Origin of the sequence: Microvirga guangxiensis, from assembly GCF_900102135.1 — a bacterium.
Classification (GTDB): domain Bacteria; phylum Pseudomonadota; class Alphaproteobacteria; order Rhizobiales; family Beijerinckiaceae; genus Microvirga; species Microvirga guangxiensis.
On the sequence record NZ_FMVJ01000008.1, the window covers coordinates 72,934 to 94,019 of the forward strand.

Consider the following 21,086-nt stretch of genomic DNA (forward strand, 5'->3'; position numbering starts at 1 on the left):
CGAACTTGCGATCCGCGCACCGTCGACCGTTCCAGGTCGATGCCGGAACGGGGGCAGCCCGGACACGTTCCGCCTGAGCCTCAAGAGCAAACCGAGAGCGACGACATGGAAACGGACACCAGCATCACGCTGGATCGGATCGAGGGCTTCATCCAGGGCTTCTGGTGGATCCTGCCCAACCTCGGCATCGCGCTGGTGGTCTTCCTGATCTTTCTCGGGCTGGCCTGGGGAGCGCGGGCGGGCGTATCCCGCTTCTTCAACCATCGCGGCCGTCCCGATCTCGCCGCCCTGTTAGCCGGCTTCGCGCGCTGGTCGGTCATCGGCCTCGGCCTGCTCGTCGTCGCCACCATCGTGTTCCCGTCGGTCAAGCCCGCCGACATCCTGGCCACCCTGGGGGTCGGCTCGATTGCCATCGGCTTCGCCTTCAAGGACATCCTCCAGAACTGGCTCGCCGGCCTGCTGCTGCTCGTACGAAGACCTTTCCGCCAGGGTGACCAGATCGTGGTCGGCAGGCACGAGGGCACGGTGGAGTCGATCGAGGCGCGGGCCACCCTGATCCGGACCTACGACGGCAAACGGGTGATCATCCCCAACAGCAGCGTCTACACCGAGTCCGTGACCGTCAACACCGCCTTCGGGCAGCGCCGCAGCGAGTACGACGTCGGGATCGGGAACAGCGACGACATCGCACAAGCCTGCGAAGTGATCTGCACCGCGCTTACGAGCTTACCGAGCGTGTCGGACAGCCCGGCGCCCGAGGCCATTCCCTGGGAGCTGGCCGCTTCGAGCGTGAACATCCGGGTGCGCTGGTGGACCGAGCCGCAGCAGGCCGACGTGGTGCATGCCCGTGGCCGCGTGATTGAGTCGGTCAAGCGGGCGCTGGGCGAGGCCGGCATCGACCTGCCGTTCCTGACCACCATGGTGCTGCTGCACGACCAGACCGAGGAGGCCGACGGCGACCGGACGCGCCAGCGCGAGGGCTGGCCGGCCGGCGACAGCCCCCCGGCCCCGCGCCATCTGAACGAGGTCACCGTCGAGCACGTGGGCGAGGGCGAGGGCGAATAGGGTCAGCCCGAGGAGTTCTCCCGGCCGAGACGCCGCCACTGACCCATGCGGACCTGCGATGTCATGCCTTGCGCCGCAGGATCTCCATCAGGCGCATTGCCTCCTCAGTCAGCCATCGGCACTCCCCCTCGGACAGGTCACGGGACAGGCTGGCCTCGACGCAGGCCTTGAGGTGGTCCCGCAGAATGTCGACTTGGACGCGGTGGAGCGCCGCGACCGCGGCATTGATCTGATCGACCACGTCGCCGCAGTAGCGGCCCTCCTCGATCATCTGTTGCAGGCCGCGGACCTGGCCCTCGATCCGGCGCAGGCGGGGGATCTGCCGCACGTCATCGACAGCGATCCAGCCGTGGCGGTCCTCGCTTCCTCAACGCAAGCGGCGGCGATCCGGGTCGGAACAATACCCCTACCCGGCATGTTGCCTCGACGTCCGCGGGCACGGGTTGCTGCCTGCTCTCGCCGGGCTGCATCCGAGACATTCACCCTTGCCGGAGGATACCCATGCACGTCCAGGAGATGATCAGCACGCACCCGCACGTGAAAGGAGACACCAACAACGCCCTCATCCGCTGCATTGAGGAGTGTTACTCGTGCGCCCAGGTCTGCACGTCCTGTGCCGATGCCTGCCTGGGCGAGGACATGGTGCAGCGGTTGACGCAGTGCATCCGTCTGGATCTCGACTGCGCTGACGTCTGCGCCGCCACCGGCTCCGTGGCCACCCGCCGGACTGGGTCGAACGAGGAGGTGATCCGCCAGATGCTTGAGGCCTGCGCCACCGCCTGCCGCCTGTGCGCGGAGGAATGCGAGAGCCATGCGGGCATGCACGAGCACTGCCGCATCTGCGCGGAATCCTGCCGACGCTGCGAACAGGCTTGTCAGTCGGCCCTCGGCAGCATGGGCCGCTAGCCTCGGTCTTGTGGCGGCCGAAGGCAAGCGGCAGTGGCTCTGATCGTCAAGCTTGTCTCTCGTCAGATCACCCTAACCCTCGCTGGACCGACGGGCATCAGCGCCGGGAAGGAACGGATCCGCCTCGGGGCGGTTAGAGCGTCCACCCCACGACCGCACGCAGGCTCAACCCCTGCACCATTAAGAGACGTTCGCCCTCACGACTCGGTCAGCCTCGGCTCCACACCCCCGTCTTGATCGCGGCGGGAAGGTGTGGGTTCGCCTTCGAGTCAAACTTGGGCGTGCCCTTCGGCAGGGCCTGTTCGTAATCGGCAAGCGCCCCGAACGCCCACTGCCCCAGGAGAAGGATGGCTACGAGGTTCACCAGCGCCATTAGGCCCATAGCTACGTCGGCTAGTCCCCAGACGGTCGGCAGCTCGCCCAGGCAGCCGCCTATCACGGCCAGCAACACGACGACCCTGAACACCTGAATTATCGGGACGGATGCCCCAAGATAGGTAAGATTGCCGTCTGCATAGGCATAGTTGCCGAGAATCGAGGAGAACGCGAACAGGAAGATCACCAGCGTCATGAACATCATGCCGATGTCGCCGAACCAAGCCGCGACCGAGGCCTGGGTCAGGCTCGCGCCGGCGACTGCCGTAGGTTGGGCTGGATCATAGACACCAGAGACGAGAACGATGAACGCAGTCGCCGAGCAGATGATGATCGTGTCGACGAAGACACCAAGGGACTGAATGAAGCCCTGTGTGGCCGGATGGCCGATGGTAGCCGTGGCCGCGGCATTGGGAGCGCTGCCCATCCCGGCCTCGTTGGAGAACAGGCCGCGCTTGACGCCGTTCAGGAGAGCGGCAGCGATCCCGCCGAAAACCCCGGCGGCGGCCTGATCGAACCCGAACGCTGACCTGACAATCAAGGCGAGTACCTCCGGGATCCTCTGGACATGCAGCCCGATGATCAGCAGCGCGAGCGCAATGTAGGCCATGGCCATGATCGGCAGCATCCATTCCGCCACACGAGCGATGGCCCGCATGCCGCCAAACAGCACCGGGGCAGCGAGAACAACCAGACCGATGGCGGTGAAGAGAGGCGGAATGCCATGAGCGGAGTTCAGAGTGTCGGCGATCGTATTGGCCTGCACGGCGTTGAAGGTTAGACCGAAGGTGAAGATCAGCAGGACGGCAAAGACGCAACCCCACAGCCGCGATCCCAGCCCGCGCTCGATGTAGTAGGCAGGACCACCGCGGAACGTGCCGTCGGGCTGGGACACCTTGAAGAGCTGGGCGAGCGTGGCCTCGATGAAGGCCGTCGCCATGCCGACGAGGGCCACAATCCACATCCAGAAGATGGCACCCGGGCCGCCAAGGGTCAGCGCGATCGCCACGCCCGCGATGTTGCCGGTTCCGACCCGCGAGGCCAAGCCAATGCAGAAGGCCTGAAACCCTGAGATCCCCTGCCCGGCCCCTTCGCGCGAGTGCGAGAGGGCAGACCAGAAGTGGCCGAAAAGCCGAAACTGGATGAACCGGGTTCGGATTGTGAAGTAGGCGCCGGCACCCAGCAGGACATAGATCAGCAAATAATCCCAAATCAGAGTGTTGGTCCATTGGATGACGGCGTCGAGCATGGACGATCCTTTCCGGGGAGGATGCAAGGGCGGCTACGCTCACCCAACGCGGTCACTCCGTTCCCGTTCAGTCCTCATGGGGCAGGTTGGTCCTCAGGTGTGCCCGTCAAGTCGAGGGAGCCATCCGGTAAGGGGCGAACAGAACGCCATGGGCGGCGACGAATCCCTCAAAACCGGGCCGCAGTAGCCAGCACTACCTCGCCCCGCCGTCATGAGGCCGCGGGCGAGCACCACGTAGGGCTGCACGTCGCCACAGGTGCCAAGAGTATGGATCGCAAGTGTCATGGGCCCGGCCCCATCGATGGCGCGCGACCACGGGCTCCCGGACGGCACAGTCGCTACAGGCGAGCCCTATTTCTCCGCCATTGCGAGGAGCATGGCCAACAGACTGCCAGCTTTAGCAAAGCAGAGCGGGTCGCTGGCCGCTAGGTACCGGCCATCGCGGGCACCGTCGCGCCGCATCCGCGACAGCGCCCAGCGATAGGGGAGATTGCGGGTCCGCGGCCCGTCCCATTGCGGAAGCTGTCCGCGCACCCAACGCATTCGCTTCCGACCGAGCACGCGCGAGCAAACTTCCGCCGCCATGACGGCGGTCCGTGCATGCACGTCCCCGACAGGGACGTCATCGCCCGGCAGATTACGGAGGCAGCCCTCCAAAAGACCCCAGACATAGGCACCGACCAGGAGATCTGTCATGTGACCGTAGTCAGGCAGGGGCTCTATCTGCCTTCCAGTGAAGGCGATGATCTGTGCCTGCACATGACCGGATACGCGCTCGATCACTGCCGGTGCCCGGGACAGCGGCGCCGGCGCACACTCCCTGACCACCCGCTGTTGTATGGTGCAGAGCTTCCTGTCAGTCTCAATAAGACTGCTGAGGAGCAGTCCGCTAATCACGAGGGCCCGCACTGAGTCACCAAAGGAAACTCTGGTGTCCTTGTGAGGTCTGCTATTACCCGCTTGAGCTGTACTTCCTACTACGCGAGCCGCTCGGGGCTGTTGATGGAAGTAAGGGTATGTGAGAGCGAGTCTTGCATCGGGTGCATTAACACAAATCATGAATTCTGCATGAGCGTGTCCTGCGTCTATTCCCAACCGTGCGAAGGATCGAAAATAAGAGCGCGATGCTGTCGAGCTCGTTCAGTTGCCAATCGCTACACCTTCACGGCGACTGTCGGCCCCTCCGGTGAGGCCATTTGGTCCGATTACGATGGCCTGAATGCCGGAGTTCATACTGATTGCCCTCACCTGATGCCCCTTAGCTTCGAGGGCTGACTTCCAGGCCTCGGCTTCTGTACCGGCTTCAATCTCGGTTGGTCCGTTGCGGCTACCGAAATTTGGCAGGTCGACGGCAACCTGTGGGTCGAGCTTCCAGTCGAGGATACCGACAAGCGTCTTCGTCACGTAGGTGATGATCTGGCTGCCCCCGGGCGAGCCCACTACCGCGTAGAGTTTGTTATCGGCGTCGAACACAAGCGTCGGTGCCATGGAGCTGCGGGGGCGCTTATTTGTGTCAACCCGGTTCGCAACCGGCTTGCCCTCTTCCTCGGGGGCGAAGTTGAAGTCGGTAAGCTCGTTGTTGAGCAGGAAGCCGCTTCGCGTCATGATCCGAGCGCCGAGGCCGTCTTCAATCGTGGTAGTCATTGCAACCGCTTTGCCGTCTCGATCCACAACGGAGATATGGCTCGTACCGAACTCGACGCCATCGGAGGGCGCGAAGCGGAACTCGGTCTTCTGGAACGGCGGGTCACCTGCCTTGGCGCGGCCCATAGACTTATCAGGGCTCACCAGCCCAGCGCGGGTTTTCAGGTATCCAGGATCAATTAGACCACGCACCGGCACGCTCACGAAACCCGGATCGGCAAGGTAGAGAGCACGGTCCGCGAAGGCGAGGCGTCCGGCCTCGGAGATCCAATGTGCCGCATCGGGGCCAGGCCTTATAGAGGCCATGTCCTGGGGCTCAAGGGTGCTCAGCATCTGGAGGACGGCCACGCCGCCCGAACTCGGTGGGCCCATGCCACAGACCCGGTAGGTCCGGTATGATCCGCAGACTGGCGCTCGCTCTTCGACCTTGTAGCCCTCAAGATCCCTGAGAGTCATGTCGCCGGGGTTTGTGGTATGGCGCGTCACGGTCGCGACAATGTCGGCCGCAATTTCGCCGGTATAGAAAGCATCGGCGCCCTTATCGGCAATCTCCCGCAAGGTGCGCGCGAACGCCGGGTTCTTCAGGATCGTGCCGACGGGCTTCGGCTTCCCGTCCTCGCCGTAGAAGTAGGTCCGAGCGATAGGGTCGTTCTGGAGGTACTTGTCCTGGGTGACAATCCCATTGAGATACGGCGAGATCGCAAACCCTTCTTCTGCCAAGCGCATGGCTGGGGCGATCACCTGAGGCCACGAGAGCTTGCCCCAGCGCCTGTGGGCGACCTCCAGGAGGCGGAGCGTGCCCGGTACTCCAACAGACCGGCCGCCGACTACGGCATCGTAGAAGGGCATCGGCTTGCCGTCGCGCCCGAGAAACCGCTCGGGCTTTGCCGCAGCTGGTGCTACCTCACGCCCATCGAGGGTCACGACATCCGAACCATCCCAGTGCACGATGAACGCGCCGCCACCGATGCCGGAATTCTGAGGCTCTACGAGGTTCAGTACGAGCTGGACCGCCACCGCCGCGTCAATTGCGCTGCCGCCAGCTGCTAGAATCTCGCGGCCTGCCTGCGCGGCCAGCGGATTCGCAGCGGCGACCATGTCCCGCGCAGCGGTGCCCGCCTGCTTGGCAGCGCGGCCGGCGGGAGCTTCGAGCGCGGGAGCCGCGGGCTGTGCTTGAGCGCCGGGCATCACAAAGGGAGTCAGAGCCAGTAAACTGAGGCCGAGAGCCCGCCAAAGGGAGTGATGGAGGGTGGTCATGAGGCGCTCCGTGTTGGGATGCTCGTGGAAGGAATATACCCTAAGGGACAAGGCGCGACGAGTCATGCCGCTCCACGCGATCCATTGCTGCTCAATCTCTTGGCTCGCCTGAGAGATCGTGAGGCAGGCGCACTGACGCGGAAATCATAAATTTTGCATCATTACACATATCCAATCCTTCGGGTTGACATGCCTTGGCTTGTAGTGCCCCTCCAATCAGGAGATGGTTCGCACCTCATCCCGTCGCTGGAGGCCCCAAACGGAGCGATTTGGCAATTTATCGAGCGTCGGCGTCGGATCCCGGGCAACCTTTGGATGTGGTCTTGTGGTTGTTCGGTCAACGCACAAAGACGGTCACACCTGTTTCAAGATGCAGGTTACCCGCTAGTATTGCAGCTTGTTACTATCCCCGATTTTGTCAGCGTAGCGCCGCTTCCTTTGATCCAGAACTCCACATCACCGTGGATATAGCGGCCCCCATTCGCTGAGACGGCTTGCGAGAGGGTCGTCTCGGTCAGGGACTCGATCTCAACCAGCTTAACAGATCCCGTACCAATACCAGGATGAGAGAACATGGCTCTAAGCCTTGTACCATCCGCACAGCTATAATGAACAGGCTTTGCATCCTGGGCAGAAGCTCCTGCAGTCGCGCCTCCCAGCAGGAGTGCGATTACGATAGCTATACTTGGGAGAGTGAGTGCCCCGCGCATAGGATAATTTCTTACTTGCCTATCGCTTTCCGCAGCGCCGCATTAATGCGGTCTTGCCATCCGGGGCCATCCTGCTGGAAATATTCGAGTATCTCGTGATCAATGCGCAGGGTAACTGTCTCCTTCATTCCTGGTATCGAAGGAGCCTTCGTAGGACCTTCGATCGGTTTTGTCGTCGCCTTCTTGAAGGCAGCCTCTGCGGCCTTAAGCGGATCAGATGGACGACGGCTCCCGGGTGATCTTGACATGCTTTCTCTCCTTGTCGCTCACGACTGCAGCGCGACGTCCTCTTAGCCGATTTGTATCACAAAGCCTGCTCAAGACCGATTGGGATGTTCCCTCCAGTTTCCAAAATGCGGCTTTGAGCAGATCAGTAGCCCTTCGGTTCGGGCCGAGAAGTGGCAAGTGCGATTGTTCGTCGGTGTTGTGGTGAAAACCAAACCGTCAGCCAGAGTTTGGCGCAAACCGGTGTATGGTAAAGCCCCGCCTTAATGTAAGCGAGTCCGATGCGCCTCGTTATTTTGTTTCGGCGGAGACGTTGCTGGCTTGGCCATAGATCTGCTGTAATGGCACCCGACTCTGGAGCATCGGGGAGACGACCATGGCCAGGGTAAGTGTCCTTCTGTCTGCATGTATCGGCACCATCGGGTCGATGCTTATTTTCGGCGCAGATGCCGAGCCAAGCAAGCCTGAGAAGGTGCAAGCAGCGCTCGAAAGGTGGCTCGTAGAGAGAGCCCCGCTGGAGAAGGTCACCGGCATTGCTGCTTATATCAGCTTCGGGGATCCTGGACCGGCCATCGAGGCGTTTGCTGGCACCACAGGTCGATCATCCTCTGACGGCCCCATCAGCCAGGACACCCTATTTCAGATGGGTAGCACTTCGAAATCGTTCACCGCCGCTGTGATCCTCAAACTCGAGGCAGCCGGCACGCTTTCGCTCGATGATACAATTGGTAAGTGGTTGCCGGAGTATTCCGCTTGGCGGGATGTCAGCATCAGGCGTTTGCTCAACATGACCAGCGGGATCCCGAACTATTCCGAAACTGAAGCGATGTCGCGCTTGTGGGTTGAGGAGCCCCAACGCGACCTCAGTGCGGAGGAACTTGTGAGGATGGTGTATCCCACCACTAGCAGCCTTCCCATAACCACAGGCTATCACTACTCCAATACCAATTACATCTTGGCCAGCATGATTGCCGAAACGGCAAGCAGAAAGTCATTCCGGGATCTCGTTCAAGAACTGGTGATCCGGGCTGTTGGGCTCCACTCGACTTTCTACGAGAGTGGCACCTACCCTCAGGCTGTAGTCCAGCGGCTGGCGCACGGCTATTTCGAGAATCCAGCCTGCACCGACTATCAACCTAAGGATTGTGCGACATCCTGGAACTTGCCACTGGTGGGCCGGGATGTGCGCGCCATGAGCTCATCCTGGACCCAGGCTGCTGGCGGCGCAGTTTCGAACCCACGAGACGTCGACCGTTGGATGCGAGCGGTGTTCGGCGGTCGGGTGGTGCCAGCAAAGCAGCAGGGTGAGTGGTACGTATGATCTCGACCCGGACTGGAGAACCTCTCGACCGGTTAACGGCCGAAGACCCGCGCGGCTTCTCCCTTAGCTTGGTCCAGGCGATACTAGGACCGATGGGAGCGCACTGGTTCTACGAGGGCGAGACCCTTGGCTACCGCACCCTCTATGTCTGGTTTGCACAGGACGATATCTTGATCACGATACAGACCAACTCGCAACCTGCCGACGGAATGGATCAGCTCTACAACGTTGTGACTGCAATATATGAAGCCATAAAGCCGCCTGCCTTACCCTGATTCATCGTGGCTCCTTCAGAGCTGGCTACATAAGGACTGCCGCCTTCAGGCTAACGTCTCAGTAGCATAATAGAAAAACCTTTGCTCACGATCGGCCATATCTAACCTGCGGTTATCTTAGCAGATGGAATCGCCTGACGTTTCATCCAATTTGTTCAAGGCTCATGCTCGCAGCGTTGCTTTGCACGTCCTGAGTAGGCCCTGTTGGCATGCGAAATAACTCAAGGTGATCGATGCGAATTTTGCACAACGTGAATGACGCTATGCGACCCTTTCCGGTCGCCCTGGACGCTCTGGCCCAAATGTGAAGCTGATTATGGTTAACGATTTATTGATAGAACTACGGCGAAAGTAACAGGAGCATATCGCTAGCTCTTAGTGGAGAACAAAGGTGCTTCAGTCTGACCCTGATCAACTTATTGAGGAAACGCGCCTTGATCGCCTCAGAGGGATTCAGCAGTCCAAAAACATAGGGCAATATCCGGACGCATCACATGCGGCATCCGTTTTGATGAAAGCCGTCGATGACCAACTCGCTGGTCATCCAGACATCACGGCCGACCCCGTGCTCTATCACTTGGCGTACAGGGCCTTTGAGGCATTGTTCACGCTGCACCGCGCGCTAGTAACCGAACAGCAAGAATGGGCGTGATCATGTTACATAAGCTATCAAGGTATTTCCGGAGACCTGAACCACCTCTAAAGGTTCTCTTGCATGCGGCGGATATTGACCAACGAGTCAACGGGACACGGTCGAAGCGAGCAAGGATTAGAGACACTTTGCGTAGGTATGAGCAGGGGGGCCTGAAAGAGAACCAGGCGGTCGAGGAGATTCTTAAGATCCTGAAATGAAGTCATCCTTAAACAGTGGTTTAGTCGAATAGCATTCACGTGCAGAATTAGAACTGCACGCCTAACCATTTGTGAGTTGACCGTCGATGGATCCTACTGGTGGAATGGTGAATTGGCACCGAAGCTGGATCTCACACGTTCTAAACACTATCATTGGAACGCGTCATAAGGCCAGGGGATGATCAGGAGCTATCAGCGAATTGATGATGAGACGATGATCCTCGTACGATCACTCGCAGAGCAATTCGGCTGTTCAGTTGAGATTGCGCTGAAGTTCTTGCTCAAGACAGGCCGGCACCCCCAAGAAGTCGGCGAGGATGATGAGACATATGCGGCGAGGCTGGAGAGCCTGCCCGATCCGTACATTTGGGCCTATTGCTCGTTTGATCCTGCAAATGATGCGTGTGGTGAAGGGCTCGGATAATCCTACGAACCGGGGGTATGATCGCGCCGGATCTTAAGTTCTGATCGAGAAAACCTCGCGCTTTGGGTCGGCTCTCGTCCAAGGATATCTGAAGGCTTGGAGTGCATCAAACAAGAACTCGCGACAAATAAGGTGCCGTACGACTGCCTGATGCTTTTGCTACTTCGTGTGGGGGCCCTGATGCAACCAGATGCCCACCCTCGTCGCCCGCTCCCGGACCGAGATCCATGATCCAGTCACTTCTCGCGGCAACGCGCATGTTATGCTCAACCACAATGACAGTATTGCCAGCATCGACTAGCCCATCGAGTTGAGCCACGAGCCTCTCGACATCAGCGGGATGCAGTCCGGTCGTCGGCTCGTCGAGGACGTAGAGGGTATCGCCGCGCTGGATCCTTTGAAGTTCAGTCGCGAGCTTGATCCGCTGCGCCTCACCTCCGGACAACTCGGTCGCGGGTTGGCCCAGCCTCAGGTAACCCAGACCCACCTCGCGCACGATCGTGAGCGAACGATGCAAAGGTGGCTCGTCAGCGAAAAACTCCCAGGCCGCATCAACTGTCATTCCGAGCACGTCGGCGATGGATTTATTGCGGTACTTGATCTTAAGCGTGTCGGCATTGTACCGAGCGCCGTGGCAGGTCGGACATGGATTCTAGCAATGACCCTGGAGCACATGGAGAAGGTCGACACGCTCGTGGTCGACAAGACCGGCACGCTCACCGAAGGCAGGCCCGCGGTGACGGCCATCGTCCCGGCGCTGGACTTCACGGAGACCGAGGTGCTGCGCCTATCGGCCAGCGCCGAGCGCCCGAGCGAGCACCCGCTCGCCATCGCCATCGTAGAGGCCGCCGAGAAGCAGGGCATCACGACGGCCCCGGTGACAGACTTCGACTCGCCCACCGGCAAGGGGGCGTTCAGCACCGTAGAGGGCCGGCGTGTGGTGCTCGGCAGCGCCAAGTTCCTGGCGGAGCACGGCATCGACGTGGCTCCCTTGGCGGAACAGGCCGACAAGCTGCGTGAGGATGGTGCAACCGCCATTTTCGCTGGCATCGACGGAAAGGTGGCGGGCACCATCGCCATCGCCGATCCGGTAAAGGCAACGACGCCCGAGGCCTTAGCGGGCCTGAAGGAAGAAGGCATCCGCGTCGTGATGCTCACCGGCGACAACTGGACCACCGCAAAGGCGGTCGCGCGCCAGCTCGGGATCGACGAGGTCGAGGCGGAGGTGCTGCCGGAGCAGAAAAGCGCCGTGGTCGAGAAGTTCAAGCGCGAGGGCCGCGTGGTGGCCATGGCGGGCGACGGCGTCAACGACGCCCCGGCACTCGCGGCGGCGGATGTCGGCATCGCCATGGGCACCGGCACGGACGTGGCGATGGAGAGCGCGGGCGTGACCCTGCTGAAAGGCGACCTCACCGGGATCGTGCGGGCGCATCGGCTGTCGCGGGCGACCATGCGCAACATCCGCCAGAACCTGTTCTTCGCCTTCATCTACAACGCGCTCGGCGTGCCGGTGGCGGCGGGTGTGCTCTACCCGTTCTTCGGCATCCTGCTCTCGCCGATCATCGCGGCGGCCGCGATGGCTCTGTCGTCGGTCAGCGTAATCGGCAACGCCGTCCGTCTGCGCACGGTCAAGCTCTGACAGAAAGCGGGGTAGGTCGTGACCTTGGCCAACGGCGCTTGCTGTCTCGTGGAAGCCAATGACTTCTTGGGCTTGGTGGAGCCTTCGCCATCCCAGCGGATTGCCTCACAGCCTGAATGATGGATGTGATCTGACCAGTTCCATTGTGCTGAACCGGAAAGCGGGCCCACTCATTTCCCAATCTCAGAAGCCGGGTCCAAAAGGAGAGCCTGCCATGAAAACTCCTATCCTCACCGCTGCCCTGATTGTCCTCGCCGGCCCCGCGCTGGCCCAGGCGCCCGCCGATCACGAGCAGCACCATCCAGGCAGCACTACCGCAGCCCAGGCTCAGTCGACGCCTTCAGCCCGGCCTCAAATGCCCCTCGCCGGGCGCGGGGCACAAATGCCCATGGGCCAAATGATGAGCCGGTTCTCGCCCGAGGACATGAATGCCTTCATTGACGCTCACATCGCGGCAATCCACGCCGGTCTGAAGCTGTCCGCTGATCAGGAAAAATTGTGGCCCCCTGTCGAGACCGCGATCAGGAACCTCGCCAGCCTTCACGCAAGCCATATGCAGGGGATGCGCCGAGCTCGTGGAATGATGGCGAGTGATCCGGTTGAGATGTTACGAGCCATGGCGGACCGGATGAGCAATGGAGCGGACGCGATGCGTAAGCTCGCGGATGTCGCGTCACCGCTCTATGCGACACTCGACGAGGCTCAGAAGCGGCGGCTGCAGGTGCTCGTCCGAGTGGGTGGTCGTGGTATGACAATGCCGGGGATGATGGGCCGAGGAATGATGGGAACCGGTGGCTCTCGGATGCCTGGCGGATCCGATGATGGTGATGATGAGGACGACGGCTGAGGCGGCGCCAGACGTATTACAGCCTACGAGGCTTTGATGGGAATGAGAGCTTGACCTTGCCATCGTGGGAAAGTGCAGGATGTGCACCATCCCGTTGAACCAGAGAAGCCACCATGGGCGGATGCAGCACTCACGCCATTCAGGCAGTGCCCCCTGACGCCGTGACCTCGCGGGTCGAGGACATGATCTGCGGCCATTGCGTCGGAGCGTTCAAGAAAACCATCGCAACCGGCCTGCCGGGTGCTGAAGTCGAAGCCAGTCCAGCCTTTCAGTCTCGCATGGGTCAGCGGCACCACAGATTTGAGTTTCATCAAGGCCATCGTGACCAACGCTGGCTATACGCCGACTGCAGCCTAAGGAAACCATCATGCTAGATCGCCGCCATTTTCTCACCGTTCTCGGAGTCTCCAGCGTGGCCCTCGCGACGGGCGGCGCATTCGCGAAGACGGCCCTGCCGAAGGTTGTCGTGTCCAAAGACCCAAATTGCGGCTGCTGCGACGGCTGGGTCGACCACATGAAGGCGGCTGGCTTCTCGATGGAGGTCGTCACTACGCCAGAGGTGAACCGGGTCAAGGTTCGCCTCGGCGTGCCGGACGAGCTCGCTTCCTGCCATACCGCGGAGGTTGGTGGCTACGCGATTGAAGGGCACGTACCGGCAGCAGCCATCAAGCGACTGCTGGCTGAGCAGCCCCACGGAAAGGGTCTTGCCGTTCCCGGCATGCCAGTCGGATCGCCGGGCATGGAGATCCCAGGAGCAAAACCAGACACCTACGAGGTCATCCTCTTTGGCCCCTCGGGCCAGACCACCTTCGCCCGCTACCACGGCGCAAGCCAGATCTAAAGACCGGAGCAGTCCAGGGGTGATCAGCCATGCGACAGACGAATATGTTGAAGAAAATGCGTGGCGTCGCCCCTCAACCGCTCATGAATGTCGGCTATAGAGCCTCACGCGCACCAATGTTCATCGCTGCAGATTTCGAAGTCCGGCAGCCCTTGAACCTCTGTGCTCCATACTTACGTTTGGAGGGACCCTGATCCGGGCCCCTCTGACGTGAGCCGCCTGGCGCCTACGTGATGTCGGATCCTAATCGATCTTACCGCCAGTGCCGGAGATGGACATGGTCCAGGACATTATCGCTTTCTTCATCAACCTACTTGTTATCGACCCTCTCTACGGTGAAATGAACAAGCGATTGGCTGAGGTTCGAGCGCCTCAAGCCATCATTGCAGAGGTGAGAACATGTGCTGAGAACGCTCTGCCAAGACTGGCTGAGCGAGCTTATGCCGAGCCTCTCTGGGTGATCGCAACCGCCCTTGATGTCTGGACCGGTAGAGCCGTGCCAGAGGACGTGCTGAACACGTCACCACAATGCCAAAGCGCCATGAAAGCAGCTCGGGTATACCTAGAGAGCCGTGGAGCGTGATCGCGGCAGGCCTCGGGGTCGTGAAGGCATTTTTTCTTCCGTGAAACCGGCACTTATCTGTCATCTACACAGAAGGAGCCAGAGCGAAATCATTCGTTCGAGCGCACTCTCTTCTTGACCTATAAAGTATCGTGGAAACCCGACCGCACGAGGACAGATGGGTCGACCTCGACACACGCTCCCGCATCGATCCCGGCGAGATCGCTATAGCTGATCTCGTAGGAGGCTCGCGCCAGGAAAGCGGCAGTGCCTGAACAGAGGCTTAGAACTGTTTCTTACTTGGCTACCCATCCCTATGAAGGCTCATGCAACAGACCAATCGGTCCGTTATATTGATGGCGCCCTGTCAGGAACTACATCGATCCATGTCGAAGATAGCGCGCATGCCAACTGAGAGCCTCGTCCATAATGTGTGGCGTGTGCCGGCCCGGTGCTTCCTTCAAAGCGCGTTGGTAATATTCTTCCAGCGCTGGGCGAAAATGGGGGTGGGCGCATTTCTCAATGATAAGCCGTGCCCGCTGTCGCGGCGCCAAGCCTCGAAGGTCGGCAAGACCCTGCTCCGTGACAATGACTTGGACGTCGTGCTCAGTATGATCGACATGACTGACCATTGGCACGATGCACGAGATTGTTCCGCCCTTCGCGACTGATGGCGACATGAAGAATGAGAGGTAGGCATTGCGTGCGAAGTCGCCGGAGCCGCCGATCCCGTTCATAATGCTCGACCCCATCACATGGGTGGAGTTCACGTTGCCGTAGATGTCAGCTTCGATCAGCCCGTTCATGGCGATTATCCCGAGCCTACGGATGATCTCGGGATGATTGCTGATTTCCTGCGGACGCAGAACGATCTTACTTCGGAACTCCTCGATGCCGGCCTCGAACCGCGCCAATGCCTCGTGGCTCAGCGACAGGGCTGTCGCCGAGGCAAAGGTCAATTTGCCATCGGCGAGGAGATCGAGCATGCCGTCCTGGAGCACCTCCGTGTAAGCGGTGAGGTTCTCGAAAGGACTGTCCTTCAAGCCCATGAACACAGCATTGGCCACGTTACCGACCCCAGATTGCAGAGGTAGCAGCGTATTCGGTAAACGGCCTTTCTTGACCTCGTGCTGCAGGAACTCGATCACATGTCCAGCGATGAGCTGCGAGTTTTCATCCGGGGGCGTGAAGGTAGTATTTCGATCGGCTTTGTTCGTTTCGACAATCGCGATAATCTTGTTAGGGTCACAGGTGAGATATGGGATCCCAATGCGGTCCCTCGGATGCGTCAACGGAATCGGCTGGCGATGTGGCGGCAGCCGGGTCCCATAATAGATATCGTGCATCCCTTCGAGAGCTAGACTTTGCCTATGGTTCACCTCAAGGATGATCTTATCCGCTTGGTCTAACCAGGTCTTGTTGTTGCCTACTGATGAGGAAGGGATCAGGCGCCCTCCGTCCAGAACAGCTGCAACCTCAATGACGGCAACGTCGAGCTGGCCAAGGAAACCGGACCAGACGAACTGGCCGACATGCGAGAGATGAATATCGAGATAGTCCATCTCGCCAGCATTGATGCGCTGCCGACAGGTCGGATCTGACTGGTAAGGCAGACGCATCTCGACGCCATCAACCTTGGCCAGCGCTCCGTCAAGTTCCGGCGCCGTTGAAGCACCGGTCCAGACTCCGATCTTGAACGCCTCGCCACGCTCGTGCGCGGCCACGATATGCCGTGCGAGGGCGAGCGGAATTTCCTTCGGATAGCCGGCCCCAGTGAAGCCGCTCATCCCAACGTTTGTGCCAGAGAGAATGAGAGCGGCGGCCTCGTCAGCCGACATGATCCGGTTGCGCAAGGAAGGATCTAAGACCCGAGCACCGTCAGTCATACTCCACGCTCCGCTTCGCCATACCGGGACCGGTCATAAATCCGCACCAACGGGATTGCAACTTCGCTTGCCGCATAGAAAGGAGCTAGTCGAAGATGCGTCCTTCGCTCTACACCTTGCCAGAGGAATTTCGGACTACAAGAGATTGCGGCATAGCGCAGCATAAGGCTGGAAGACGTCAAGTTCGCTCACGGATTTCACATTGGGCGCGGGAGGTAGTTCGGAGTTGGTCTAGCAGCATGAGATGGTGACCGGCGCCCCATGTACCGCGCTGGGTCAAGCTGCACGGTCCTCACCTGCCGAAGGGCACGTTCTGCATCGCCTTCACGAACAACCGCTCGGTCTCGAACTATGTGCGCCCCAGCTCCGAGGCCGACATGCCCCAGGTGATCGCCACCGCTTGCGGGGCACTCGGCCCATGTTGCGACTATCTGTACGACCCGATCCATGGCCTCGAAGGGTTCGGGATCCACGACCATCATCTCACCTCCTTGCGCACCGGGTGCGTGAGCACGGGGGCTGAGCAGCCGGGCGCATTACTCAGCGGCTTTCTCCGATGGATGCATCCGCCTCCTGAAAGGCAGCAGAGCCACCCGCGACATGCGTCACATTCCCGATGCCCATCTCCTTCATTCGCCCCAGGAGGCGCCATCGAGTGAGTTGAGGGGGATCTTGAGGTAGCGCTTGCCGTTTTTCTCCGGTTCCGGCAGGCGGCCGCCGCGGATGTTCACTTGGAGCGAGTGCAGGATGAGCTTGGGCATCGGCAACTCGCGGTCACGCGCCTCGCGCAGCGCGACGAACTCTTCCTCCGTCCTCGCCTTCACGAGGTGCTTGTTTTCTCGTCGCTGCTGCGCCACCGTGCTCTCCCACTGTGGCCCGCGTCCGCCGGGCTGGTAGTCATGACCGGTGAACAGGCGCGTGTCGTCAGGCAGGGCCATTATCCGCTCGATGCTGTGCCACAGAGTCTTCGCGGAGCCGCCGGGGAAGTCAGCCCGGGCCGTGCCGCTATCGGGCATGAAGAGCGTGTCGTGGATGAAGGCGGCGTCACCGATGACGTAGGCGATAGAGGCGAGCGTGTGACCGGGTGTGAACACTACCTCCACATCCAGATTGCCGATCTTGAAGCGCTCGCCGTCAGCGAACAGCCGGTCCCATTGCGAGCCGTCCGTCGGAAAACTGTCGGACCAGTTGTAGATCATCTTCCAGAGCTTCTGCACCTCGACCACCTTCTCGCCGATGGCAGTGGGCACGCCGGTCTTGTCCTTGAGGTAGCCAGCCGCCGAGAAGTGGTCGGCATGCGGGTGGGTGTCGAGGATCCACTCCAGGGTGTAGCCCTCACGCGCAATGTGGGAGAGGAGCTTGTCGGCCTGGATCGTGGCGGTCGCGCCGGAATTCGGATCGAAGTCGAGCACCGGGTCGATGATTGCGCATTTCTTCGTCTCAGGATCGGCGACCACGTACTGCACGCTGCCTGTGCGTTTTTCGTAGAAGCCCTTCACGATGGGTCGGCCGCGCAAGGGTGAAGAGGTCTGGGCAGACATGACGCTTGCTCCTGTTCTCAAGGGATGACGCAGGGTTTGGGATCCGGATTGATGGGCTTAAGCCTCAGCCATCCATGCGAGGAGCTTCGCGGCGGAAGGTGACCTGGGGCCAATCGGCTGGCACGAGGCGGAAGACCGCCATGCCGACGATCATGGCGGCGACGAACGCGAACACCGGCCAGGGACCGAAAGTCAGGCCGACCAGCGCCGGGCCCGGACACAACCCGACCAAACCCCAGCCGATGCCGAACAGAGCGGCCCCACCGATCAGGCGCGGGTCGAGGTCGCGCCGGGTTGGGATCTCCAGGCGCGGCGCCAGCACGGGCACGCCACGGCGCTTAGCGACGAGATAGCCCAGCGCGGACACCACGACCGCGCCGCCCATGACTAGGGCGAGGCTCGGGTCCCAGGCGCCGAAGATGTCGAGGAAGCCGAGCACCTTGGCCGGGTTGACCATCTGCGAGACGATCAGCCCGAGGCCGAACAACAGGCCGGCGGCGAAGGCAGACAGGATCAGGAGCATGGCTTACATCCCAATGAGGTGGCGGGTGATGAACAGGGTGGCGATGGCAGTCGCCATGAAGATGCCCGTAGCGACGAGAGAGCGCGGCGAGCCGCGCCCGATGCCGCAGACACCGTGGCCACTGGTGCAGCCGGCTCCAAGACGCGTGCCGAAGCCGACGATCAGCCCCGCCACGATCAGGAGTGGCACGGACGCATCGAGCTCGACGGGCGGCAGCACACCGCCGAAGGTGGTATAGACCAGCGGTGCCACGAACAGGCCTGCAAGGAACGCCAAGCGCCAGCCGATCTCGCTGCGGGCCGGATGGAACAGTCCGCCTAGGATTCCGCTGATACCGGCGACGCGCCCATTCAGCACCAGGAACAGGGCCGCGGACGCGCCGATCAGGACACCGCCGATGAGCGCAGATATTGGAGTAAAGTTTTCCATGGCGACCTCCGATCAGCGGGACTTTCTGGCCTTGGCTGGCTGGCAATAGAGCTCATAGAGTGTGGCGAAGAGCTGCTCGATGCGCGGATCGGCAATACGGTACCAGATCGTCTGGCTCTCGCGCCGGGTGGCGACGATGCCCTCATCCCGCATCTTGGCAAGATGCTGCGAAACAGCCGATTGCGACAGCCCCACCGCCTCGGTCAGGGTGGTCACGTTGGCCTCTCCCCATTCGACCAGCTTGCAGAGGATCATCAGCCGCCGCTCGTTGGCGAGTGCGCGCAGGATGTCCGCGACCTCGGTCGCCTTCTGTTCGAATGTTTCGAGGTCGATTTCCACGCCAGGCATAAGGCCATCCGTCTTCATAAGACTAAGCTAATTTAGCATTATCTTATATATTTTCAAGGGTCAGCACGCGGCCTTTAGCTTGCTTGGGAACCGACCCGCCCACGTCCCGTTCCCTACCTGTTGCAGGAAGACTGAACCATGGTTGCAAGCACCGTAGACCGCGTTCCCAGGCACACCAGCCAGGACATCAACCGCCAGATCGAGATGCAGATCGCGGACAGCGTCCGCTGGCACGCGGCCCATCCCGAGAGGATCGGCCGCCGGCTGTACGAGCTTGATCAGGAGTGGGATGTTGAACGGACATTGGAGGCCAACGCCTCGACCCTGGCCTTTACCGGGGTGATGCTCGGCGCGACCGTGGACAAGCGCTGGCTCGCCCTGCCCGCTTTGGTGACTGCCTTCCTGTTCCAGCATGCCGTCCAGGGCTGGTGCCCGCCTCTGCCGATCCTGCGGCGGCTCGGCTTTCGCACGGCTCGTGAGATCGAGACGGAACGGTATGCCCTGAAGGCGCTGAGGGGTGACTTTGGCCCCATAGGGCCGAGCCCGCACGACCATGACAGCCGCGCCAGCCATGCGCTGCAGGCAGCGCGCCTCTGATCCTGACGGCCCTGACATTGCCGCTGGCCTCAGGTCCCCTGCTTCCGGAAGACGACACTGAGGTTGTTGGCGGGCATACGAATGCGCTCGACAAGCTTGAGCCCATAGTTACCTGCGAGCTCCACGACCTCCTCAAGATCTCTGATGCCCCATTCTGGGTTCCGGCCCCTCAGATCCTGATCGAATACTTCGTTGCTCGGAGCTGTGTGCGCGCCGTTCTCCCTATAAGCTCCATAGAGATACAGCACGCCGCTAGGCGGAAGTATCCGGCCTGCCCCGACCATCAGCCCCTGAGTCGCACGCCACGGTGAGATATGGATCATGTTGATGGCCACGACGGCATCGGCTCGACTTACGGGCCAGTCCGGGGTTGCAGCATCCAAGCGCAACGGGGCAAGGAGATTGGGTAACCCTGATGTCGCGCGATGAGCGGCGATGCTGCTCAGGGCGTACTCGTCCTGATCGGTTGACTGCCATGTCAGGTGCGGCAGCGCGGCGGCGAAGTAGACCGCATGCTCGCCAGTCCCGCTGGCAATCTCCAGAACCTTCCCTGCTCTGGGGAGAACTTGCCGGAGGACCTCCAAGATCGGATCGCGGTTACGGGCCACCGATGGCGATGCCAGCGCAGCCTCGCTATGTGAATTCGTCACTGCAATAGTCGCCTCCTGCGGGTACAAGCCGAATAGTCGGTCCTATGCTTCCACTTGCTAAAGCGGACTAAGGTCGTTTGATCCGCGAGAAACAAGAGAGGACGGCCTGAGGTGCTACAAGGAACGTTCAAGCTCGCCGCCGTGATGAGGGCTCGGATAATCCTACAAACCGGGGGTATGATCGCGCCGGATCTTAAGTTCTGATCGAGAAAACCTCGCGCTTTGGGCCGGCTCTGGTCCAAGGATATCTGAAGGCTTGGAGTGCATCAAACAAGAACTCGCGACAAATAAGGTGCCGTACGACTGCCTGATGCTTTTGCTACTTCGTGTGGGGGCCCTGATGCAACCAGATACCCACCCTCGTCGCCCGCTCCCGGACCGAGATCCATGATCCAGTCACTTCTCGCGGCAACGCGCATGTTATGCTCAACCACAATGACAGTGTTGCCAGCATCGACTAGTCCATCGAGCTGAGCCACGAGCCTCTCGACATCAGCGGGATGCAGTCCGGTCGTCGGCTCGTCGAGGACATAGAGGGTATCGCCGCGCTGGACCCTTTGAAGCTCAGTTGCGAGCTTGATCCGCTGCGCCTCACCTCCGGACAACTCGGTCGCGGGTTGGCCCAGCCTCAGATAACCCAGACCCACCTCGCGCACGATCGTGAGCGAACGATGCAAAGGGGGCTCGTCAGCGAAAAACTCCCAGGCCGCATCAACAGTCATTCCGAGCACGTCGGCGATGGATTTATTGCGGTACTTGATCTTAAGCGTGTCAGCATTGTACCGAGCGCCGTGGCAGGTCGGACATGGAGCGTAGACGCTCGGCAGGAAAAGCAACTCGACCATCACGAAGCCTTCGCCTTCGCAATGCGGACAGCGGCCCTTTGCAACGTTAAAGGAAAAGCGCCCTGCGTCATAGCG

The 21,086-nt window shown here is 60.8% G+C and carries 21 protein-coding genes and 3 pseudogenes; 10 read left to right on the forward strand and 14 right to left on the reverse strand.

Going from position 1 to position 21,086, the window contains the following annotated elements:
• The first annotated feature begins 105 nt into the window (after positions 1-105).
• Positions 106-1,065, forward strand: coding sequence for a mechanosensitive ion channel family protein (locus BLP10_RS14500; RefSeq protein ID WP_210183623.1), 960 nt, complete (start codon positions 106-108; stop codon positions 1,063-1,065).
• Positions 1,066-1,126: 61 nt separating this feature from the next.
• Here the strand turns inward: BLP10_RS14500 and BLP10_RS14505 are convergent, their stop codons facing one another.
• Positions 1,127-1,393: a metal-sensitive transcriptional regulator gene (locus tag BLP10_RS14505; protein WP_244510547.1), complete on the reverse strand. Its 267-nt coding sequence runs from the start codon at positions 1,391-1,393 to the stop codon at positions 1,127-1,129.
• Positions 1,394-1,566: 173 nt separating this feature from the next.
• Between BLP10_RS14505 and BLP10_RS14510 the strand changes: the two genes are divergently transcribed.
• Complete coding sequence (locus BLP10_RS14510) at positions 1,567-1,971, forward strand: four-helix bundle copper-binding protein (RefSeq protein ID WP_091135858.1); 405 nt, start codon at positions 1,567-1,569, stop codon at positions 1,969-1,971.
• Positions 1,972-2,179: 208 nt separating this feature from the next.
• On the opposite strand, the gene BLP10_RS14515 is transcribed toward BLP10_RS14510, so the two are convergent.
• From BLP10_RS14515 to BLP10_RS14535, 5 genes are all read right to left on the reverse strand, one after another.
• Positions 2,180-3,595, reverse strand: a complete 1,416-nt coding sequence (locus BLP10_RS14515) for an alanine/glycine:cation symporter family protein (protein ID WP_091135861.1) — start codon at positions 3,593-3,595, stop codon at positions 2,180-2,182.
• 351 nt (positions 3,596-3,946) lie between these two features.
• Positions 3,947-4,291, reverse strand: coding sequence for a hypothetical protein (locus BLP10_RS22880; protein WP_139165503.1), 345 nt, complete (start codon positions 4,289-4,291; stop codon positions 3,947-3,949).
• Positions 4,292-4,735: 444 nt separating this feature from the next.
• A complete protein-coding gene (gene ggt / locus BLP10_RS14525; RefSeq protein WP_091135867.1) occupies positions 4,736-6,496 on the reverse strand; it encodes a gamma-glutamyltransferase in 1,761 nt (586 codons plus the stop codon).
• Between the two features lie 377 nt (positions 6,497-6,873).
• Positions 6,874-7,206: an MliC family protein gene (locus BLP10_RS24030; protein WP_091135870.1), complete on the reverse strand. Its 333-nt coding sequence runs from the start codon at positions 7,204-7,206 to the stop codon at positions 6,874-6,876.
• Between the two features lie 11 nt (positions 7,207-7,217).
• Positions 7,218-7,454, reverse strand: coding sequence for a BrnA antitoxin family protein (locus BLP10_RS14535; protein ID WP_091135874.1), 237 nt, complete (start codon positions 7,452-7,454; stop codon positions 7,218-7,220).
• Positions 7,455-7,807: 353 nt separating this feature from the next.
• Here BLP10_RS14535 and BLP10_RS14540 point away from each other — a divergent pair, with 353 nt between their 5' ends.
• Both BLP10_RS14540 and BLP10_RS14550 read left to right on the forward strand, forming a co-directional pair.
• Positions 7,808-8,752 carry a serine hydrolase domain-containing protein gene (locus tag BLP10_RS14540; protein ID WP_091135878.1) on the forward strand — a complete coding sequence of 315 codons (945 nt, stop codon included), beginning with the start codon at positions 7,808-7,810 and terminating at the stop codon, positions 8,750-8,752.
• Positions 8,753-9,418: 666 nt separating this feature from the next.
• Positions 9,419-9,679 carry a hypothetical protein gene (locus BLP10_RS14550; RefSeq protein ID WP_091135884.1) on the forward strand — a complete coding sequence of 87 codons (261 nt, stop codon included), beginning with the start codon at positions 9,419-9,421 and terminating at the stop codon, positions 9,677-9,679.
• A 730-nt stretch (positions 9,680-10,409) separates the two neighbouring features.
• Here the strand turns inward: BLP10_RS14550 and BLP10_RS14565 are convergent.
• Positions 10,410-10,952: pseudogene (locus BLP10_RS14565) on the reverse strand (excinuclease ABC subunit A); the annotation flags it as partial.
• A gap of 6 nt (positions 10,953-10,958) precedes the next feature.
• Here BLP10_RS14565 and BLP10_RS14570 point away from each other — a divergent pair.
• The 4 genes and pseudogenes from BLP10_RS14570 to BLP10_RS14585 all read left to right on the forward strand — a co-directional run.
• A pseudogene (locus BLP10_RS14570) lies at positions 10,959-11,942 on the forward strand (HAD-IC family P-type ATPase); the annotation flags it as partial.
• A 214-nt stretch (positions 11,943-12,156) separates the two neighbouring features.
• Positions 12,157-12,789 carry a Spy/CpxP family protein refolding chaperone gene (locus tag BLP10_RS14575; protein WP_175493919.1) on the forward strand — a complete coding sequence of 211 codons (633 nt, stop codon included), beginning with the start codon at positions 12,157-12,159 and terminating at the stop codon, positions 12,787-12,789.
• A gap of 367 nt (positions 12,790-13,156) precedes the next feature.
• Positions 13,157-13,630 carry a DUF411 domain-containing protein gene (locus tag BLP10_RS14580; protein WP_091135898.1) on the forward strand — a complete coding sequence of 158 codons (474 nt, stop codon included), beginning with the start codon at positions 13,157-13,159 and terminating at the stop codon, positions 13,628-13,630.
• 277 nt (positions 13,631-13,907) lie between these two features.
• The gene (locus BLP10_RS14585; protein WP_139165504.1) at positions 13,908-14,213 is read left to right on the forward strand and encodes a hypothetical protein; all 306 of its coding nucleotides are present in this window, start codon (positions 13,908-13,910) and stop codon (positions 14,211-14,213) included.
• Between the two features lie 353 nt (positions 14,214-14,566).
• Here the strand turns inward: BLP10_RS14585 and BLP10_RS14590 are convergent, their stop codons facing one another.
• Positions 14,567-16,078 carry a succinyl-CoA:acetate CoA-transferase ScpC gene (locus BLP10_RS14590; protein ID WP_091135904.1) on the reverse strand — a complete coding sequence of 504 codons (1,512 nt, stop codon included), beginning with the start codon at positions 16,076-16,078 and terminating at the stop codon, positions 14,567-14,569.
• Positions 16,079-16,395: 317 nt separating this feature from the next.
• On the opposite strand from BLP10_RS14590, the gene BLP10_RS24035 reads away from it, so the two are divergent.
• The gene (locus BLP10_RS24035; RefSeq protein ID WP_425286957.1) at positions 16,396-16,737 is read left to right on the forward strand and encodes a hypothetical protein; all 342 of its coding nucleotides are present in this window, start codon (positions 16,396-16,398) and stop codon (positions 16,735-16,737) included.
• Here the strand turns inward: BLP10_RS24035 and BLP10_RS14600 are convergent.
• The 4 genes from BLP10_RS14600 to BLP10_RS14615 form a co-directional block, all read right to left on the reverse strand.
• Positions 16,708-17,619 (reverse strand): MBL fold metallo-hydrolase, encoded by a 912-nt coding sequence (locus tag BLP10_RS14600; RefSeq protein WP_091135911.1) that lies wholly within the window; start codon positions 17,617-17,619, stop codon positions 16,708-16,710. The genes BLP10_RS24035 and BLP10_RS14600 overlap by 30 nt on opposite strands.
• Positions 17,620-17,683: 64 nt before the next feature.
• A complete protein-coding gene (locus BLP10_RS14605; RefSeq protein ID WP_091135915.1) occupies positions 17,684-18,142 on the reverse strand; it encodes a YeeE/YedE family protein in 459 nt (152 codons plus the stop codon).
• Between the two features lie 3 nt (positions 18,143-18,145).
• Positions 18,146-18,571: a YeeE/YedE family protein gene (locus tag BLP10_RS14610; protein WP_091135918.1), complete on the reverse strand. Its 426-nt coding sequence runs from the start codon at positions 18,569-18,571 to the stop codon at positions 18,146-18,148.
• A 12-nt stretch (positions 18,572-18,583) separates the two neighbouring features.
• On the reverse strand, positions 18,584-18,919 hold the full coding sequence (locus BLP10_RS14615) for an ArsR/SmtB family transcription factor (RefSeq protein WP_091136407.1): 336 nt from the start codon (positions 18,917-18,919) through the stop codon (positions 18,584-18,586).
• Positions 18,920-19,057: 138 nt separating this feature from the next.
• On the opposite strand from BLP10_RS14615, the gene BLP10_RS14620 reads away from it, so the two are divergent.
• On the forward strand, positions 19,058-19,516 hold the full coding sequence (locus BLP10_RS14620; protein WP_091135922.1) for a hypothetical protein: 459 nt from the start codon (positions 19,058-19,060) through the stop codon (positions 19,514-19,516).
• A 29-nt stretch (positions 19,517-19,545) separates the two neighbouring features.
• Here the strand turns inward: BLP10_RS14620 and BLP10_RS14625 are convergent, their stop codons facing one another.
• A complete protein-coding gene (locus tag BLP10_RS14625) occupies positions 19,546-20,166 on the reverse strand; it encodes a DUF938 domain-containing protein (protein WP_210183624.1) in 621 nt (206 codons plus the stop codon).
• A gap of 266 nt (positions 20,167-20,432) precedes the next feature.
• Positions 20,433-21,086, reverse strand: a pseudogene (locus BLP10_RS14630) (excinuclease ABC subunit A); the annotation flags it as partial.

Coding starts and splice junctions, on each gene's coding strand:
- BLP10_RS14500 (WP_210183623.1), top strand. CDS start 106: ATGGAAACGGACACCAGCATCACGCTGGATCGGATCGAGGGCTTCATC.
- BLP10_RS14510 (WP_091135858.1), top strand. CDS start 1,567: ATGCACGTCCAGGAGATGATCAGCACGCACCCGCACGTGAAAGGAGAC.
- BLP10_RS14515 (WP_091135861.1), bottom strand. CDS start 3,595: ATGCTCGACGCCGTCATCCAATGGACCAACACTCTGATTTGGGATTAT.
- BLP10_RS22880 (WP_139165503.1), bottom strand. CDS start 4,291: ATGACAGATCTCCTGGTCGGTGCCTATGTCTGGGGTCTTTTGGAGGGC.
- ggt (WP_091135867.1), bottom strand. CDS start 6,496: ATGACCACCCTCCATCACTCCCTTTGGCGGGCTCTCGGCCTCAGTTTA.
- BLP10_RS24030 (WP_091135870.1), bottom strand. CDS start 7,206: ATGCGCGGGGCACTCACTCTCCCAAGTATAGCTATCGTAATCGCACTC.
- BLP10_RS14535 (WP_091135874.1), bottom strand. CDS start 7,454: ATGTCAAGATCACCCGGGAGCCGTCGTCCATCTGATCCGCTTAAGGCC.
- BLP10_RS14540 (WP_091135878.1), top strand. CDS start 7,808: ATGGCCAGGGTAAGTGTCCTTCTGTCTGCATGTATCGGCACCATCGGG.
- BLP10_RS14575 (WP_175493919.1), top strand. CDS start 12,157: ATGAAAACTCCTATCCTCACCGCTGCCCTGATTGTCCTCGCCGGCCCC.
- BLP10_RS14580 (WP_091135898.1), top strand. CDS start 13,157: ATGCTAGATCGCCGCCATTTTCTCACCGTTCTCGGAGTCTCCAGCGTG.
- BLP10_RS14585 (WP_139165504.1), top strand. CDS start 13,908: ATGGTCCAGGACATTATCGCTTTCTTCATCAACCTACTTGTTATCGAC.
- BLP10_RS14590 (WP_091135904.1), bottom strand. CDS start 16,078: ATGACTGACGGTGCTCGGGTCTTAGATCCTTCCTTGCGCAACCGGATC.
- BLP10_RS14600 (WP_091135911.1), bottom strand. CDS start 17,619: ATGTCTGCCCAGACCTCTTCACCCTTGCGCGGCCGACCCATCGTGAAG.
- BLP10_RS14605 (WP_091135915.1), bottom strand. CDS start 18,142: ATGCTCCTGATCCTGTCTGCCTTCGCCGCCGGCCTGTTGTTCGGCCTC.
- BLP10_RS14610 (WP_091135918.1), bottom strand. CDS start 18,571: ATGGAAAACTTTACTCCAATATCTGCGCTCATCGGCGGTGTCCTGATC.
- BLP10_RS14615 (WP_091136407.1), bottom strand. CDS start 18,919: ATGCCTGGCGTGGAAATCGACCTCGAAACATTCGAACAGAAGGCGACC.
- BLP10_RS14620 (WP_091135922.1), top strand. CDS start 19,058: ATGGTTGCAAGCACCGTAGACCGCGTTCCCAGGCACACCAGCCAGGAC.